This window comes from Actinomadura miaoliensis (genome assembly GCF_039536785.1).
In the GTDB taxonomy this organism is placed as follows: Bacteria; Actinomycetota; Actinomycetes; order Streptosporangiales; family Streptosporangiaceae; genus Spirillospora; species Spirillospora miaoliensis.
In genome coordinates this window covers 101,272-117,167 of the sequence record NZ_BAAAZG010000012.1, presented here as the reverse complement: position 1 = coordinate 117,167, position 15,896 = coordinate 101,272, and the positions used below count along the sequence as shown (strand labels likewise).

General features: G+C 72.9%; 19 protein-coding genes. 5 read left to right on the top strand and 14 right to left on the bottom strand.

Annotated features, from left to right (window positions below):
* Nucleotides 1-54 precede the first annotated feature (54 nt).
* Genes ABD811_RS11210 through ABD811_RS11200 form a run of 3 tightly spaced genes read right to left on the bottom strand, consistent with a single transcriptional unit; the run spans nt 55 to nt 2,118 of the window.
* A complete protein-coding gene (locus tag ABD811_RS11210) occupies nt 55-819 on the bottom strand; it encodes an AIM24 family protein (RefSeq protein WP_344944944.1) in 765 nt (254 codons plus the stop codon).
* Nucleotides 820-823: 4 nt separating this feature from the next.
* Nucleotides 824-1,477 (bottom strand): AIM24 family protein, encoded by a 654-nt coding sequence (locus tag ABD811_RS11205; RefSeq protein WP_344944941.1) that lies wholly within the window; start codon nt 1,475-1,477, stop codon nt 824-826.
* Nucleotides 1,478-1,479: 2 nt separating this feature from the next.
* On the bottom strand, nt 1,480-2,118 hold the full coding sequence (locus ABD811_RS11200; protein WP_344944939.1) for an AIM24 family protein: 639 nt from the start codon (nt 2,116-2,118) through the stop codon (nt 1,480-1,482).
* Between the two features lie 116 nt (nt 2,119-2,234).
* Here ABD811_RS11200 and ABD811_RS11195 point away from each other — a divergent pair, with 116 nt between their 5' ends.
* Nucleotides 2,235-2,630 carry an ABC transporter permease gene (locus ABD811_RS11195; RefSeq protein WP_344944936.1) on the top strand — a complete coding sequence of 132 codons (396 nt, stop codon included), beginning with the start codon at nt 2,235-2,237 and terminating at the stop codon, nt 2,628-2,630.
* Nucleotides 2,631-2,767: 137 nt separating this feature from the next.
* Nucleotides 2,768-3,901: an EAL domain-containing protein gene (locus ABD811_RS11190; protein WP_344944933.1), complete on the top strand. Its 1,134-nt coding sequence runs from the start codon at nt 2,768-2,770 to the stop codon at nt 3,899-3,901.
* Between the two features lie 54 nt (nt 3,902-3,955).
* Here ABD811_RS11190 and ABD811_RS11185 read toward each other — a convergent pair whose 3' ends face one another.
* Both ABD811_RS11185 and ABD811_RS11180 read right to left on the bottom strand, forming a co-directional pair.
* Nucleotides 3,956-4,642, bottom strand: coding sequence for a response regulator (locus ABD811_RS11185; RefSeq protein ID WP_344944931.1), 687 nt, complete (start codon nt 4,640-4,642; stop codon nt 3,956-3,958).
* Entirely contained in the window at nt 4,639-5,874 is a 1,236-nt protein-coding gene (locus ABD811_RS11180) for a sensor histidine kinase (RefSeq protein ID WP_344944928.1), read from the bottom strand. The genes ABD811_RS11185 and ABD811_RS11180 overlap by 4 nt, the downstream gene beginning before the upstream one ends.
* A 172-nt stretch (nt 5,875-6,046) precedes the next feature.
* Here ABD811_RS11180 and ABD811_RS11175 point away from each other — a divergent pair, with 172 nt between their 5' ends.
* Nucleotides 6,047-6,667: a hypothetical protein gene (locus ABD811_RS11175; RefSeq protein ID WP_344944926.1), complete on the top strand. Its 621-nt coding sequence runs from the start codon at nt 6,047-6,049 to the stop codon at nt 6,665-6,667.
* A gap of 75 nt (nt 6,668-6,742) precedes the next feature.
* On the opposite strand, the gene ABD811_RS11170 is transcribed toward ABD811_RS11175, so the two are convergent.
* From ABD811_RS11170 to ABD811_RS11130, 9 genes are all read right to left on the bottom strand, one after another.
* Nucleotides 6,743-7,111, bottom strand: coding sequence for a metal-sulfur cluster assembly factor (locus ABD811_RS11170; RefSeq protein ID WP_344944923.1), 369 nt, complete (start codon nt 7,109-7,111; stop codon nt 6,743-6,745).
* Nucleotides 7,108-7,563, bottom strand: a complete 456-nt coding sequence (gene sufU, locus ABD811_RS11165; RefSeq protein WP_344944920.1) for a Fe-S cluster assembly sulfur transfer protein SufU — start codon at nt 7,561-7,563, stop codon at nt 7,108-7,110. Before sufU ends, ABD811_RS11170 begins: the two co-directional genes overlap by 4 nt.
* Nucleotides 7,564-7,644: 81 nt before the next feature.
* Nucleotides 7,645-8,907, bottom strand: a complete 1,263-nt coding sequence (locus tag ABD811_RS11160) for a cysteine desulfurase (RefSeq protein ID WP_344944918.1) — start codon at nt 8,905-8,907, stop codon at nt 7,645-7,647.
* Nucleotides 8,904-9,671: a Fe-S cluster assembly ATPase SufC gene (gene sufC, locus ABD811_RS11155; protein WP_344944915.1), complete on the bottom strand. Its 768-nt coding sequence runs from the start codon at nt 9,669-9,671 to the stop codon at nt 8,904-8,906. The genes ABD811_RS11160 and sufC overlap by 4 nt, the downstream gene beginning before the upstream one ends.
* Before the next feature lie 71 nt (nt 9,672-9,742).
* Nucleotides 9,743-10,063: a bifunctional 3-phenylpropionate/cinnamic acid dioxygenase ferredoxin subunit gene (locus tag ABD811_RS11150; protein WP_344944912.1), complete on the bottom strand. Its 321-nt coding sequence runs from the start codon at nt 10,061-10,063 to the stop codon at nt 9,743-9,745.
* Nucleotides 10,063-11,202: a Fe-S cluster assembly protein SufD gene (gene sufD / locus ABD811_RS11145; RefSeq protein ID WP_344944909.1), complete on the bottom strand. Its 1,140-nt coding sequence runs from the start codon at nt 11,200-11,202 to the stop codon at nt 10,063-10,065. Before sufD ends, ABD811_RS11150 begins: the two co-directional genes overlap by 1 nt.
* Nucleotides 11,202-12,614, bottom strand: a complete 1,413-nt coding sequence (sufB, locus tag ABD811_RS11140; protein WP_344944906.1) for a Fe-S cluster assembly protein SufB — start codon at nt 12,612-12,614, stop codon at nt 11,202-11,204. The genes sufD and sufB overlap by 1 nt, the downstream gene beginning before the upstream one ends.
* Nucleotides 12,611-13,405, bottom strand: a complete 795-nt coding sequence (locus ABD811_RS11135) for a helix-turn-helix transcriptional regulator (RefSeq protein WP_344945130.1) — start codon at nt 13,403-13,405, stop codon at nt 12,611-12,613. Before ABD811_RS11135 ends, sufB begins: the two co-directional genes overlap by 4 nt.
* A gap of 259 nt (nt 13,406-13,664) precedes the next feature.
* The gene (locus ABD811_RS11130; protein ID WP_344944904.1) at nt 13,665-13,934 is read right to left on the bottom strand and encodes a DUF3040 domain-containing protein; all 270 of its coding nucleotides are present in this window, start codon (nt 13,932-13,934) and stop codon (nt 13,665-13,667) included.
* 229 nt (nt 13,935-14,163) lie between these two features.
* Between ABD811_RS11130 and ABD811_RS11125 the strand changes: the two genes are divergently transcribed.
* Nucleotides 14,164-15,090: an ABC transporter ATP-binding protein gene (locus ABD811_RS11125; RefSeq protein ID WP_344944902.1), complete on the top strand. Its 927-nt coding sequence runs from the start codon at nt 14,164-14,166 to the stop codon at nt 15,088-15,090.
* Complete coding sequence (locus ABD811_RS11120) at nt 15,087-15,896, top strand: ABC transporter permease (RefSeq protein ID WP_344944899.1); 810 nt, start codon at nt 15,087-15,089, stop codon at nt 15,894-15,896. The genes ABD811_RS11125 and ABD811_RS11120 overlap by 4 nt, the downstream gene beginning before the upstream one ends.

Sequence of the window (15,896 nt, the reverse complement as noted above, 5' to 3'; positions counted from 1 at the left end):
GCTCCTCCGGCGCCCGGTCGCGGCGGCCGGCCGACAGCCCCGGCGTTTCGGCGGTCAGTCCTGGCGTTCGGCGGCCAGGCGCTGGCCGATCGTGTGGTGCAGGCGCTGCAGCCCGGACACCCCGAGCACGCCGATCTGGCCCTCCAGGTCGCGCAGCAGCGTGTCCTCACTGGCGACAACCTCGGAGGACTGCATCAGCACGGTGCCCTGCCCGGTGAAGTCGAACTGGTGCTCCTCCCCGGAGGTGCCGCCGATGCCGAACATCGACCGCGCCGCGCCCATCACGCCCCTCATGTAGGAGTGGTCGTAGTGGTGGGAGGGCGAGGGGCAGTCGGCCCAGCCCAGCAGCGCCTGCGGGTCGACCCGGATCGGCGGCTCGACGAAGTGCACCGGGCCGTTGGAAGCGGCCACGAACCGGCCCGTGCCGATCAGCGTCAGGAACCCCGGGATGATCGACTGCTTGAGCTCCAGGCCCGGCTCGAACGCCAGCAGGTTCCCGGCCCGGATGGTCAGGTTGCCCTCGTCCAGGTCGTAGGAGTTGACGTCGAAGCCGCGGTCGGCCAGCAGCAGCTTGCCCCGTCCCTGCGCGACAATCCAGTCCTGGGAGTACAGCGGCGAGTGGAAGTGGGCGGCGACCAGCGCGTCCAGCGGCCCGGCCGACAGCGACTCGAAGCGGATGTCGCCGTAGTAGGCGATCATCTTGCCCTTCTGCGCGAACCACTGGCCGTTGAGGTCGACGCAGAAGGAGTAGGCGTTGACGTTGTCGTTGGCGGGCAGCGTGGCCGCGTTGAACGTGGGGGTGGAGGTGGGGGTCGTCACGGTGTCAGATCTTCCTCTCGCTCGGCTGCACGTAGACGACGCCGTCGCCGCTGAGCTGCAGCTGGAAGCCCTCGCCGGACCCGCGGCCGATCAGGTCGCGCAGGCCGACCGCCGTGGTCAGCTTGTTCTGGAGCCGGCCGCGGTGCGCCACGTACGCCTGCGGGTCGACGTGCACCGGCCGCTGCGGCGTGATCGGCATCTCCATGACGCCGCCGTGCGTCAGCAGCGCGCACGAGCCGTCGCCGGTGAGCGTGGTGGTGAACAGGCCCTGGCCGCTGACCGCGCCGCGGATCACCCCGCCGATGCCGCCCTGCTCGCCCAGGAACATGGTGCCGACCCGCAGGCTCGCGTCGTGCACCAGCAGGCGGTCGGCCTCGACGTACAGGGTGTCGCCGCCGGACAGCTCGACGACGGTGACCTCCAGCCCGGCGTGCCCGAACATCGCGCTGCCCTGCCCGGTGACGTGCATCATCTCGGTGCGCTCACCGGCGACGGCGCGGCCGAGGGTGCCCGCGATGCCCTGCCCCGCGGTGGTTGACGGGGCGAAGCGCACCCGTCCGGTGTAGGCGAGCATGGCGCCGCGCCTGCTGTAGACCTCCTGTCCGGGCCCGATCGGCACCCGCACCATCTTGGAGGTGATCGACTGATATCCGGGCATGCTCAGATCTCCAGAATTCCGCCGCGCTCGGCCGGCTGGACGTAGACGACGCCGTGCCCCTGGTACCGGAACTGCACGCTCTCCCCCGAGCCCTGGCCGAGCACCGTGCGCCAGTTGACGTCGGTGACGACGTCCTGCCGCAGTTGCCCGAAGTGCGCCACGTAGGCGTGCGGGTCGACGCTCAGCGGCGTCTGCGGGGTGACCTCCAGGGCGATGGCGGGGCCCTCGGACAGGATCGCCACGGTGCCGTGCCCGTCCACCTTGGTGGTGGCCAGGCCCTGCCCGGTGCCCATGCCGCGCAGCCCCACGAACTGCACGCCCGTCTGCAGCCGCCCGTCGAGCGCCAGCAGGCTCTCGGACTCCACGAAGAAGGTCTCGCCGTTCAGCGGGACGAGGGTGACCTCGGTCGCCTCGCTGGCCAGGTACACGGTGCCCTGGCCGGTGATCTCCATGAGCGTCATGCTCTCTCCGGCGATCCGGCGCTTGAGCGCGCCGCGCAGCCCCTCGCCGCCGGAGATGCCCTGGCGTTTGAACGTCATCTGGCCGTCGTAGGCGACCATGGAGCCGTTGAGCGCCCTGATCGTGTCCCCGGCCAGCTCGACGGCCAGCATCTTCGAGCCGTTCAATCGGAATCGCGCCACGAGCACAGAACATACCGGGGCGCACCGCCCCCGCGGCGGCGCCGGCGGATCCGTGTCCGTCCGCGCCCGGCGCGTTGCCCTCCTGATCAGCGCGCCGATCCGGAAAGATGGCCGGCATGTGGATCGCGCCCGAACGCCGTCGCCTCAGCCGCTGGGCCGTACCCGGACTGACCCTGGCCGCCGGAGTGGTGGTCGCGGCGTTGCTCGCCGCCGACGACCGGGCCGGCACCGGGCTCGTCGCCCTGGGAGTGCTGGCCGGCTACGCCCTGCTGCTCGGGTACCGGCGGTTCGAACCCGCCCTGCCGGGCAGCGAGGGGTTCGGATCCGGGCACCGGGCCCGCTCCCACGTCCGCGCGGCGGCCCTGACCGGGGACGTGCTCACCGGCGCCGTCGTCGCCGCGGTGATCGTGCAGGGGCTGCGCGGCGCCGACATCGTGCCGTACGCCTGGCTGGCGGCGCTGGCCGGGGTGACCTACGCGCTGTCGGCCACGTTCGGCGGCCGCTCCCTGTGAGCCGGGCGGCCGGGCGCGCGGCCGTCTTGATCTTTTAGCGTGAACGGCGCCGCCCGTGCCGCCGATCCGGACGAATAGTGCGTTAACTTCTTCTGACAACTGTGGATTCGGCCTGGTAGGAGCGGCATGATGCCGCTGTGTCCGCCCCAAATGTCCTGCTTCCGGCGCGCGCCGTGTTCCAGCCGGTGGTCGACCTCGGCACCGGCGCGGTCGTCGCGGTGGAGGCGCACTGCGGTCCCGGGCAGGGGGAGCCGCCCGCGGCGCGCCCGGACCCCGCCGCCGAGGACGTGCGCCCCGCGGTGGAGGCCGCCCGCGCCGTCGCCGAGCTGGGCACCCGGCTGCCGCTGCAGGTCGGCATCCGCGCCGCGACGCTCGCGCACGGCGAGGCGACGCTGGCGGGCCTGCACCACGGGCTGGCCGAGACCGGGCGCCGCCCGGGCGAGGTGATCGTCTGCGTGTCCGGCGCCTTCCACCCGGCGCACCGTCCCGCGGTGGTCGGCGGCCTGCAGGGGCTGCGCCGCGCGGGCTACCTGGTCGGCCTGGGCGGGCTCGGCGCCTCGCCCGTGCCGCTGGACCTGCTCGTCGACGCCGTCCCGTACCTGGTCAAGATCGATGCCGACCTGGCCCGCCGCACCGGCTCCGACCAGCGCCGCGCCGCGCTGGTGACGGCCCTGGTGGACCTGACGCACCGGCTGGGCACCCACGTGCTCGCCCCCGGCCTGGCCACCGAGGAGCACGTGCTGCAGGCGCGGGAGGCGGGCGTGCGGCTGGTGCAGGGACCGGCGCTGGCGCCGCCGGAGTGGCGGCCCGGCATGCGCATCACCGTGCCGGTGGCGGCCAGGGAGGAGCCGCGCTCCCCGCGCCCCGAGACGACGCTGGGGCCGCGGGTGTCGGAGTTCACGCTGCCCGCCATGACGCTTCCCGTGACCACGACCGCCGACGAGGTCCTCACCGTCCTCACCGCCGAGACCGGCACCACCAGCGTGGTGCTGGTGGACGAGGGGCAGCGCCCCCGCGCCACGGTGGACCGCACCCGCTTCCTGCTGCAGCTGTCGGGGGCGTACGGGCACGCCCTGCACGCGCACAAGCCCGCGGTGCGGCTGGCCGACCCGCCGCGCGTCGTCCCCCGGACGGTGCCGGCCATCGCCGCCCTGCGCGCCGCGGGCCGCGAGAACGAGCGCGTGTACGACGACCTGGTGGTGACCGACGAGGTGGGGCGCTGCCTGGGCATCGTCCGCGTCGCCGACCTGATCCGCAGCCTGTCCCCCTGAGCCCCCGCCCCGGCCCCTGGGCGTGATCAGCGCGCTGAGAGGGCCGTGGAGCGGTCACTCGTCCCCGGCCGACTCCGAATGCGTGATCGGCGACGAAAAGCCGTCAGCGGCGGCCTCCTGCGCGAGGATGGCCACCTGGACCCGGCTGCGCAGCCCCAGCTTGGACAGGATGCGGCTGACGTGCGTCTTGGTGGTCGTCTCGGCCATGGCGAGCCGCTCGGCGATCTGCCCGTTCGTCAGGCCCTGGCCGAGGCAGGCGAACACCTGGCGTTCCCGCGGCGTCAGCGCGGCCAGCGCGTCCGGGTCGGGACGCGTCGCCGGGTCGGGGCGCCGCGCGGCGAAGGCGCCGATCAGCCGGCGGGTCACCCGGGGCGCGATCACCCCGTCCCCGGCCGCGACGGTGCGCACCGCGTCCACCAGCCGGTCGGCGTCGACGTCCTTGAGCAGGAACCCGGCCGCGCCCGCCCGCAGCGCGCCGAAGACGTACTCGTCCAGGTCGAACGTGGTCAGCACCAGCACGTCGGCGAACCCGGAGATCTCCCGGGTGGCCGACACGCCGTCCAGGCGGGGCATCCGCACGTCCATGAGCACCACGTCCGGGCGCAGCTCCCGGGCCAGCGCCACGGCCCGCTCCCCGTCGGCGGCCTCGCCGACCACCTCGATGCCGGGGGCGGCGCCCAGGATGAGCACCAGCCCCGCCCGCACGGCCGCCTGGTCGTCGGCCACCAGCACCCTGATCACGCGGTCGTCTCCCTGACCCGGTCGGTGTCGTCGGCGTCGGAGGCGGGCGGCGCGGTCGGCAGCTCGGCCCGCACCACCCAGGCGGCGCCCTCGGGCCCGGCGGCGAACGTCCCGTCCAGCACGGCGGCGCGCTCGCGCATCCCCACCAGGCCGCTGCCGGACCCGGGCAAGCGGGAGCCGTCCGGCCCGAGCGGGCTGCGCACCGTGATCGCGACGCTGCCGGGCCGGTGCTCCAGCAGCACCTCGGCCCGGCCGGGGCCGGCGTGCTTGAGCGCGTTGGTCAGCGACTCCTGGACGATGCGGTAGGCGGCCAGCTCCACGGCGGCGGGCAGCTCGCGCGCCCGCCCGGTCACCATCAGCCGGGCGTCCAGATCGGACCGCAGCGTCCGCGCGACCAGGTCGTCCAGCTCCTCCAGGCGGGGCGCGGCGGCCGGATCGGGCTCCTCGCCGCCGTCGTCGCGCAGCAGCCCGATCATGCGCCGCATCTCCGCCAGCCCCCGCACGCTGTTGTCGCGGATCACCTCCATGGACCGCTGCACGTCGGCGCGGTCCAGGTGGGGCATCTTCAGCACGGCCGAGGAGTGCAGGGCCACGGCGCTGAGATGGTTGGCGATCACGTCGTGCAGCTCGCGGGCCATGCGGGCGCGTTCGGCGGCGACGGCGGTGCGCCGGTCCAGCTCGGCCAGGCGCGCCATCTGCTCGGCGCGCAGCCGCTGCGCCTCGGCCTTCTCCCGGTGCTCGCGCACGGCCATGGCGGTCATCACCGGCATGGCCCAGCTCACGCCCGCCACCGCCCCGGCGATGACGGCGCCGGCGAAGGTGTGCCAGCCGACGCCCACGACGGCCATCACCACCAGGGTCACCGCCGTGGTCGCGCCCAGCAGCCACTCCCCGACGTGGCGCCGCCGCCCGTACACGGCGGCCGCGTACAGGGCGTCGCCGTAGATGACCACGACGGCGAAGCTCATGCCCATGGCCAGGTCGAGGATGTTGAACGGGGTGGCCCAGGCCAGCGCCGGGAGCGGGGCGGTGCGCCGGAACGCCATCGCCGCGCACATCCCCACCAGCGGCAGCGCCCGCCAGCCCACGCCGGGATCCCAGACGTCGCTCCAGCGCGCGTAGCCGTGCACGCTCAGCATCAGCAGGCCGCCGGCCAGCGCGGCGACGGCGATCAGGGTGTCCTGTCGCGTCACGGTGAGACGGCGGGCGGCGGTGAGCGCGGGGGACGGCACGTTCCTATCTCAGCATCCTCCAGGGGCTGCCGGGCTCCGCCTGGGTGAGGGGCCGCGTACATCGTTCGTAGGACCCCCGGTTTCGTCATCCGCGCCGAGGACTCCGCCCGTCCCCGCCGGGATGCTTGGGAGGACGCCCGGCGACGGCCGGGCGACGAGGGAATGAGGGACCATGCTCCTGGCGATCATCGCCGCCTGCGAGATCGGTTTCTGGGTGCTGCTGGCGGCCGGGCTGGCCACCCGCTACCTGCTGCGGTGGAACCGCGTCAGCGCCGTGCTGCTGGTGAGCGTCCCGCTGCTGGACGTGGTGCTGCTGACCGCCACGGTGATCGACCTGCGCGGCGGCGCCACGGCCGGGTTCGCGCACGGGCTCTCGGCGGCCTACCTGGGCTACTCGGTGGCGTTCGGGCACAGCTGGGTGCGGTGGGCGGACGAGCGGTTCGCACACCGCTTCGCCGGCGGGCCGCCGCCCAAGGGCAAACCGCGGTACGCCCCCGAGCGCACCCGCTACGAATGGCGCGAGTTCGGCAAGGCGGCGATCGCCTGGGCGATCGGCTGCGGGGTGCTGCTCGGCATGATCGCGATGGTGGGCGACGCCGACCGCACCGAGGCGCTGCTCGGCTGGGCGCTGCGGCTGACGACGATCCTGGCGATCTGGTCGCTGTGGCCGATCACGCACACGCTGTGGCCGGCCCGTCCCAAGGGCCACGGCGACCCTACGGATCATGGCGACGGCGGCGGGGACGGGCGGGACGCGGCCGCGACGAGCGGTCGCGGCGGATCCCGCTGGTGACGACGGGCGGGACGGGCACCGGCGCCAGGACGCGTCCGGGGCCGCGCGTGGCCCCGGACGCGGTCCGCCGGCGGGTCAGACGTTGAAGCCGAGGGCGCGCAGCTGCTCGCGGCCCTCCTCGGTGATCTTGTCGGGACCCCACGGCGGCAGCCACACCCAGTTGATCCGCACGTCCTTGAACATGCCGTCCAGCGCGCTGGCGGCCTGGTCCTCGATGACGTCGGTGAGCGGGCAGGCCGCGCTGGTCAGCGTCATGTCCAACGTGATCGCGTCCGCGTCCGGGTGGACGCCGTAGACCAGGCCGAGGTCCACGACGTTGATGCCCAGCTCGGGGTCGACCACGTCCTTGAGCGCCTCCAGGATCTCCTCCTCGGCGACGCCCCCCTCGCCGGCCGCCGGGGTGTCGGCGGCGGGCTGGGTGTCGGTGCCGGGAATGTCGCTCATGATGCCTCTCCGAGAGCTCGGGCGGTCGCGTCCTTCCACGCCATCCAGGCGAGCAGGGCGCACTTGATCCGGGCCGGGTACTGGGACACCCCGGCGAACGCGACCGCGTCCTCCAGCACGTCCTCGTCCGGCTCGCCCTGGCCGCGCGACTGCATGAGGGCCAGGAACTCGTCGCCGACGGCCATCGCCTCCTTGACCGACCGGCCGATCAGCAGGTCGGTCATCACCGAGGCGCTGGCCTGGCTGATGGAGCAGCCCAAGGCGTCGTACGAGACGTCGGCGACGCGGGCGTCCTGGCCGTCGCCCTCCAGGTGCACCCGCAGCGTCACCTCGTCGCCGCAGGTCGGGTTGACGTGGTGCGCCTCGCCCTCGTACGGCTCCCGCAGCCCCTTGTTGTGGGGGTTGCGGTAGTGATCCAGGATGACCTCCTGGTACATCGCCTCAAGCTGCATGGCTTCCTTTCCTTCCGGTGGACGTTCCCGCCGGGGCGGGGCGCCGGAGACGTCCGTCTGGGGGTACAACCGGCGCGGGGCTCAGCGTCTTCCGAAGAACTCCTGCGCCTTGCGCACCCCGTCGACCAGGGAGTCCACGTCCGCCAGGGTGTTGTACAGGTAGAAGGTCGCCCGGGTGGTGGCGGGGATGCCGTACCGGCGGCAGATCGGCCAGGCGCAGTGGTGGCCGACGCGGACCGCCACGCCCAGCTCGTCCAGGACCTGCCCGACGTCGTGCGGGTGGATGTCGTCCACGGTGAACGACACCGCGCCGCCGCGCGCCTCGGTGGTGAGCGGGCCGACGACCCGCACGCCGGGGATCTCGCCGAGCCGCTCCAGCGTGTAGGCGACGAGCGCCTCCTCGTGGGCGTGTACGCGGTCCATGCCGATGCCGGTGAGGTAGTCGCACGCCGCGGCCAGGCCGATGGCCTGCGCGGTCATCGGCACTCCCGCCTCGAAGCGCTGCGGCGGCGGCGCGAACGTCGAGCCCTCCATCCGCACCACCTCGATCATCGATCCGCCGGTGATGAACGGAGGCATGGCCTCCAGCAGCTCGCGGCGGCCCCACAGCACGCCGATGCCGGTGGGGCCGAGCATCTTGTGCCCGGAGAAGGCCAGGAAGTCGGCGCCCAGCCGGGACACGTCCACCGGCTGGTGCGGCACCGACTGCGCGGCGTCCAGCACCAGCAGCGCGCCGACCTGGTGGGCGCGCTCGGCGATCCGCTCGATCGGCGGGACGGTGCCCAGCACGTTGGACTGGTGCGTCAGCGCCACCAGCTTCGTGCGCTCGTTGAGCAGCGTGTCGAGGTCGTCGAGGTCCAGACGGCCGTCCTCGGTCAGCTCGAACCAGCGCAGCGTGGCGCCCGTGCGCTGGCACAGCTGCTGCCACGGCACCAGGTTGGCGTGGTGCTCCATCTCGCTGATGAGGATCTCGTCGCCCGGCCCCACGCGGAACCGCTCGGCCTCGGGACCGGCGGTGGCCGCGTTGCTCATCGCGTACGCCACCAGGTTGAGCGCCTCGGTGGCGTTCTTGGTGAACACGATCTCGCCGGGCGTCCCGCCGATGAACGAGGCGATGGTGGCGCGCGCCGCCTCGTACCGCTCGGTGGCCTCCTCGGCCAGCAGGTGCGCGCCGCGGTGCGGGGCGGCGTTGTGCCGCTCGTAGAACTCCCGCTCGACGTCCAGCACCGCGGTCGGCTTCTGCGAGGTGGCCCCCGAGTCGAGGTAGACCAGCGGCCGCCCGCCCCGCACGGTGCGCGACAGCAGCGGGAAGTCCTTCTTGATCTCCTCGGGCAGCAGACTCATAGTGACGCGCCAGCCTTCACGTACTTCTCGTAGCCCTCGTTCTCGAGGATCTCGGCCAGTTCCGGACCGCCCTCCTCGACGACCCGGCCGCCCGCGAACACGTGCACGAAGTCGGGCTTCACGTAACGCAGGATGCGGGTGTAGTGCGTGATCAGCAGCACGCCGGTGTCGGTGCCCGAGCCGAAGCGGTTGATGCCCTCGGAGACGACCTTCAGGGCGTCGACGTCCAGGCCGGAGTCGGTCTCGTCCAGCACCGCGATCTTGGGCTTGAGCATCTCGAGCTGCAGGATCTCGTGGCGCTTCTTCTCGCCGCCGGAGAAGCCCTCGTTCAGGCTGCGCTGGGCGAACGCCGGGTCGATGGACAGGTTCTGCATCGCCTGCCGCATCTCCTTGGAGAACTCGCGCAGCTTGGGCGCCTCGCCGCGCACCGCGGTGACCGCCGAGCGCAGGAAGTTCGACACCGACACGCCCGGCACCTCGACCGGGTACTGCATCGCCAGGAACAGCCCGGCGCGGGCGCGCTCGTCGACGCTCATCGCCAGGACGTCCTCGCCGTCCAGCGTCACGGTGCCCGCGGTCACCTCGTACTTGGGGTGACCGGCGATGGCGTAGGCGAGGGTGGACTTGCCGGAGCCGTTCGGCCCCATGATCGCGTGGGTTTCGCCGGACCGCACGGTCAGGTCGACCCCGCGCAGGATCTCCTTGGCCCCGTCGGTTCCCTCGCCGACGGAGACGTGCAGGTCGCGGATCTCTAGGGTGGCCATGTCTTGTGAACTCTCTGTCGTGTCCGGAGCCGGTCTCGTGGTGGCGGCCGCTCGTCGCCCGAGTCGGCGGGCTACTCGTCGTCGCCGTCGAGCGAGACGTAGACGTCGCCGTCCTGCACCTTCACCCGGTACGTGGCGACCGGCTGGGTGGCGGGCGGGTTGGTGGGCTTGCCGGTGCGCAGGTCGAAGCACGAGCCGTGCAGCCAGCACTCGATCGTGCCGTCGTACACCTCGCCCTCCGACAGCGACACCTCGGCGTGCGAGCAGATGTCGTTGACGGCGAACACCTCGTCGCCGGTGCGGACCAGCGCCACCGGGGTGTCGCCGACCTCGACGCCGAGCGCCCCGTCGGCCGGGACGTCGGCGAGCGGGCAGACCTTGACGTACGGCATCACTCACCCGCCCCCTGGTCCAGCTCGGCCTCGATCGCCTCGGCGACCTTCTCGCGCACCTCGGCGACCTCGATCTTGTCGATCAGCTGGCCGAGGTACCCGCGCACCACCATGCGGCGCGCCTCGTCCCAGGGGATGCCGCGGGCCTGCAGGTAGAACAGGTGCTCGTCGTCGAGCCGGCCGGACGCCGAGGCGTGCCCCGCGCCGACCACCTCGCCGGTGAGGATCTCCAGGTTGGGCACCGAGTCGACCCGGGTGCCGTCGGTCAGCACCAGGTTGCGGTTCAGCTCGTAGGTGTCGGTGCCCTCGGCCTCCGCGCGGATGATCACGTCGCCGATCCACACCGCGTGCGCGTCCTGGTCCTGCAGGGCGCCGCGGTAGTCGACGCGGCTGCGGCAGTGCGGGACGGCGTGGTCGACCAGCAGCCGGTGCTCCAGGTGCTGGCCGCCGTCGACGAAGTACACCCCGTACAACTCGGCGTCGCCGCCGGGACCGGTGTAGGACACCGACGGGGAGATCCGCACCAGGTCGCCGCCCAGCGACACGTTGTGCCCGGTGAAGCGGGCGTCGCGGCCGAGCCGGGCGTGCTGGTGCGACACGTGGACGCTGTCGTCGTTCCAGTCCTGCAGGCTGATCACCGACAGGGACGCGCCGTCGCCGACCACGAACTCGACGTTGTCGGCGTAGGTGGCCGAGCCGCGGTGGCTGAGCACCACGGTCGCCACGGCGAACGGCTCGACCACGACGGTGGTGTGCCCGTAGACGGCGCCGGAGGCGTCCTCGCCGCGCAGCCGCACCACGGTCGGCGTGGTCGCCACGGTCTCCTTCGGGACGGTGATCACGGTGGCGCGGTCGAACGACTCCCACGCCTGCGCGCTGACCCGGTCGGCCGGGACGTACGCCCTGCCCAGGCGCTCGTCGTCGCGGCCGACGGTCTCCACCGTCACCTCGGGCGCGGCCTCCACGTCCACGATGACCTTGCCGCCCTCGGCGGCGGTGCCGTTGTGCAGGCCGCGCAGGCGGCGCAGCGGGGTGAACCGCCACTCCTCCTCGCGGCCGGTGGGCACCTCGAAGTCGCCGACCTTGTAGGACGACCTCTCGTGCAGGGTCGACACCGGCGTGCCGGACTCCAGGCCCATCAGCCGACCGCCCCTTCCATCTGCAGCTCGATCAGCCGGTTCAGCTCCAGCGCGTACTCCATGGGCAGCTCGCGCGCGATCGGCTCGACGAACCCGCGCACGATCATCGCCATGGCCTCGTCCTCGCTCAGGCCCCGGCTCATCAGGTAGAACAGCTGGTCCTCCGACACCTTGGAGACGGTGGCCTCGTGGCCCATCTCCACGTCGTCCTCGCGCACGTCCACGTACGGGTAGGTGTCGGACCGGCTGATCTGGTCGACCAGCAGCGCGTCGCACTTGACGGTGGACTTGCTGTGCTGGGCGCCCTCCTGGATCTGCACCAGGCCCCGGTAGGAGGTGCGGCCGCCGGCGCGCGCCACCGACTTGGAGACGATGGTGGAGGAGGTGTTGGGCGCGGCGTGCACCATCTTGGCGCCCGCGTCCTGGTGCTGGCCCTCGCCGGCGAATGCGATCGACAGCGTCTCGCCCTTGGCGTGCTCGCCCAGCAGGTACACCGCCGGGTACTTCATGGTGACCTTGGAGCCGATGTTGCCGTCGATCCACTCCATGGTGGCGCCCTCGTAGGCGACGGCGCGCTTGGTGACCAGGTTGTAGACGTTGTTCGACCAGTTCTGGATGGTCGTGTACCGGCAGCGGGCGTCCTTCTTGACGATGATCTCCACGACCGCCGAGTGCAGCGAGTCCGACTTGTAGATCGGCGCGGTGCAGCCCTCGACGTAGTGCACGTAGGCGCCCTCGTCGACGATGATCAGGGTCCGCTCGAACTGGCCCATGTTCTCGGTGTTGATCCGGAAGTAGGCCTGCAGCGGGATCTCGACGTGCACGCCCGGCGGCACGTAGATGAACGAGCCGCCCGACCACACCGCCGTGTTCAGCGCGGCGAACTTGTTGTCGCCCGCGGGGATCACCGAGCCGAAGTACTCCTGGAAGAGCTCCGGGTGCTCGCGCAGCCCGGTGTCGGTGTCCAGGAAGATGACGCCCTTCTCCTCAAGGTCCTCACGGATCTTGTGGTAGACCACCTCGGACTCGTACTGGGCCGCCACGCCGGCGATCAGCCGCTGCTTCTCGGCCTCGGGGATGCCCAGCTTGTCGTAGGTGTTCTTGATGTCGGCGGGCAGTTCCTCCCAGCTCGCCGCCTGCTTCTCGGTGGAGCGGACGAAGTACTTGATGTTGTCGAAGTCGATGTCGGACAGGTCCGAACCCCAGGTGGGCATCGGCTTCTTGGAGAACAGCCGCAGCCCCTTGAGGCGCAGGTCCAGCATCCAGTCGGGCTCGCCCTTCTTGGCCGAGATGTCGCGCACGACCTCCTCGTTCAGGCCGCGGCGCGCCGACGCGCCGGCCGTGTCGGGGTCGGCCCAACCGAACTTGTACCGATCGAGCCCCTCCAGTTCGGGGTGGGCTGCCGTGGTCATAGGGAGGTCCTCCCGGACTCCTCGTCACTGGTCAGATTCATTTCGGGGGAGCCACTCCCCGCGTCCGCCGCCGGAGACGGCGAGGCCTGCGACCGCTCGGACGGCGACGCGGCGGCCCCCTCGCACAGGGACCGCGGGCTCACGTGGGTCGTGCAGATGCCGTCGCCGTGGGCGATCGTCGCCAGGCGCTGGACGGGGGTGCCCAGCAGGCGGCTGAACGCCTCGGTCTCGGCCTCGCACAGCTGCGGGAACTCCGCCGCCACGTGCGCGACGGGGCAGTGGTGCTGGCACAGCTGCTCGCCGCCGCCGGGGCGGGGCGCCTCGGCCGCGGCCGCCGCGTACCCGTCGCCCGACAGCGCCTCGGCCAGCTTGCGGACCCGCTGGTGGGGCGGGGCCGCCTGCACGACCGGGTGGTAGCGCCGCTCCAGGTCGGCGATCTGCCGGCGGGCGAACTCGGCCACCGCGCGGTCGCCGTTCTTCTCGGCCAGGAAGCGCAGGGCCGCGGTCGCCAGGTCATCGTAGGCGTGCACGAACGCGCTGCGCCCGGCGTCGGTGATGGCGAACCACTTGGCCGGGCGGCCGCGCCCGCGCCGCGCCTGCGGCCGGGCCCGGCGGACCTCGATCATCCCCTCGGCGAGCAGCGCGTCCAGGTGCCGCCGGATCGCGGCGGGCGTGAGCCCCACCTGTTCGCCCAGCGCGGAGGCGGTGATCGGGCCGTGCTCGAGGATCAGCCGCGCCACCCGGGCGCGGGTGTCGCGCTCGGCCGTGCCGTGCCGCTCCCCCGCCCCCATGGCGTGGCCCTGCGACGGCACGCCGGACCGCGCGGCGGCGGTCTGCGTCCTCGTCGGTTCCTCGCTCACGTTTTTCACAACATCAGTGTGCCGTAATTCCTTCCCCGCGACCAACCCCGATCCCGATGTCGTAGGTCACGCAGGTAAGGCTTACCTAAGAAGTGGCGAGCGGCGTGTGCGACGGGGTTCGCGCGCCGTTTCACTTTCCTCTCGAGTCACAGCAGTCACACTGAACAAAAATGACCGCGGGGTATTCGGCTCAGCGGCGGAAACGGCCGGACGAGGCGCGCCTGCGCCCGCCCGCGGCCTCCAACCCCGCGACCGCGACGGCGGTCACCACGAAGCCCAGCACCACCAGGGCGCCCGCCGCCACAGCCGGCACCAGCACCCGCCCGCGTGCCGGCACGGCGGCCTCGCACGGTTCGTGGCTGCCGAAGGTCGCCAGCCGCTGGACGTAGTCCGGGTCCTCGGCGGCGGTCCGTTCGGCGAGCTCCTTCAGGATCTGCCACTCCGACGGCGACAGCGCCATGTCTTCCCCCCAACGCAAACTTGCACGTAAACAGCCAGTTTATTGACTCGTGCCTGACCTTTGACAGTCCGGATCGGGTGGCGGCGACGACGGGCCGCGGCCGGAAGGGCCGGCGAGGGCCTCGGCGGAGCGTGGGGAGGCGCGGACGGGGCGCGGGCGGGGCGGGTGCGGGGCCGTATCCGGGACACCGGGCACGGCCGTGTCGGCGCCCGGACCTAAACTCGACTCCATGGCACCCCCCGGAGGCAGCGCGCTCGAGCTGGACGGCCTGGTCAAACGCTACGGCCGGACCGTCGCGGTGAACGGTCTGTCGCTGCGCGCCGCCCGGGGAGCCGTCACCGCGCTGCTCGGCCCCAACGGCGCGGGCAAGACCACCACGATCGAGATCTGCGAGGGGTTCCGCCGCGCCGACGCCGGAACGGTCCGCGTGCTGGGTCTCGACCCGGTCGCCGACGCGCGCGCGTTGAAGCCGCTGGTCGGGGTGATGCCGCAGTCCGGCGGCGTGCCCGGCACGGCACGCGCGGGCGAGTTCCTGCGCCTGGTCGCCTCGTTCCACACCCGTCCGCTGGCCCCGGCCGCCCTGCTCGACCTGCTCGGACTGGCCGCGCACGCGCGCACGCCGTTCCGGCGCCTGTCGGGCGGGCAGCAGCAGCGGCTGTCGCTGGCGGTGGCCGTCGTGGGACGTCCCGAGCTGGTGTTCCTCGACGAGCCCACCACCGGGCTGGACCCCCAGGCCCGGCACGCCACCTGGGAGCTGGTCGGGCGGCTGCGCGCCGCCGGGGTGTCGATCGTGCTGACCACGCACCACATGGAGGAGGCCGAGCGCCTCGCCGACCACGTCGTCATCGTCGACCACGGCCGCGTCGTCGCCGAGGGCAGCCCGGCCGAGCTGACCGGCGCCGAGCGGCAGCTGCGCTTCCGCGCGCGCCCCGGCCTGGGCCTGGAGGAGCTGCTGGCGGCGCTGCCGCCGGGCAGCGCCGCCAAGGAGTCGCCCGCCGGGCACTACCTGGTCGAGGGGGAGGTCAGCCCCGAACTGCTGGCCACCGTCACCGCCTGGTGCGCCTCCCACGGCGTCATGACCGAGGACCTGCGCATCGAGCGCCGCACGCTGGAGGACGTCTTCCTGGAACTGACCGGACGGGAGCTGCGGTCATGACCCCCGCCCCGCACGAGACCGCGCACGAGCCCGCGCGGCACGACGCCCTCGACCTGACCCCCGCGCCCGGCGCCGCGCCCGTCCCGCGCATGATCCTCGCGCAGACCGGCTACGAGCTGCGGACCCTGCTGCGCAACGGCGAGCAGCTGCTGCTCACGCTGATCATCCCCGTGGTGCTGCTGACGCTGTTCGGCGCCACGTCCCTGCTGGACCTCGGCCCGGGGCCGCGCGTGGACTTCCTGACGCCCGGCATCCTGGCCCTGGCGGTGATGTCCACCGCGTTCACCGGCCAGGCCATCGGCACCGGCTTCGAGCGGCGCTACGGCGTCCTCAAACGGCTCGGCGCCACCCCCCTGCCGCGGTCCGGGCTGATCGCCGCCAAGACCCTCACCGTGGTCGCGGTGGAGGTGCTGCAGGCGGCGGTGATCTGCTCGGTCGCCGCGGCCATGGGCTGGCGCCCGCACGGCGACCCGCTGTCGGTGCTGGCGCTGGTGCTGCTGGGCACCGCCGCGTTCAGCGGCTTCGGGCTGCTCATGGCCGGGACGCTGCGCGCCGAGGCCACCCTCGCCGCCGCCAACCTGGTCTACATCCTGCTGCTCGCGGTGGGCGGCGTGGTGTTCCCCCTGGACGAGTTCCCCGCGGGAATACGGGACGCGCTGGAGTTGCTGCCGATCTCGGCGCTGGCCGAGGGGCTGCGCGACGTCCTGCGCGACGGCGCGGCGTTCCCCGGCGGCCCGCTGCTGGTCCTGGCGGTGTGGGCGGCCGCCGGGTTGGCCCTGGCCGCCCGCTTCTTCCGATGGGAGTGA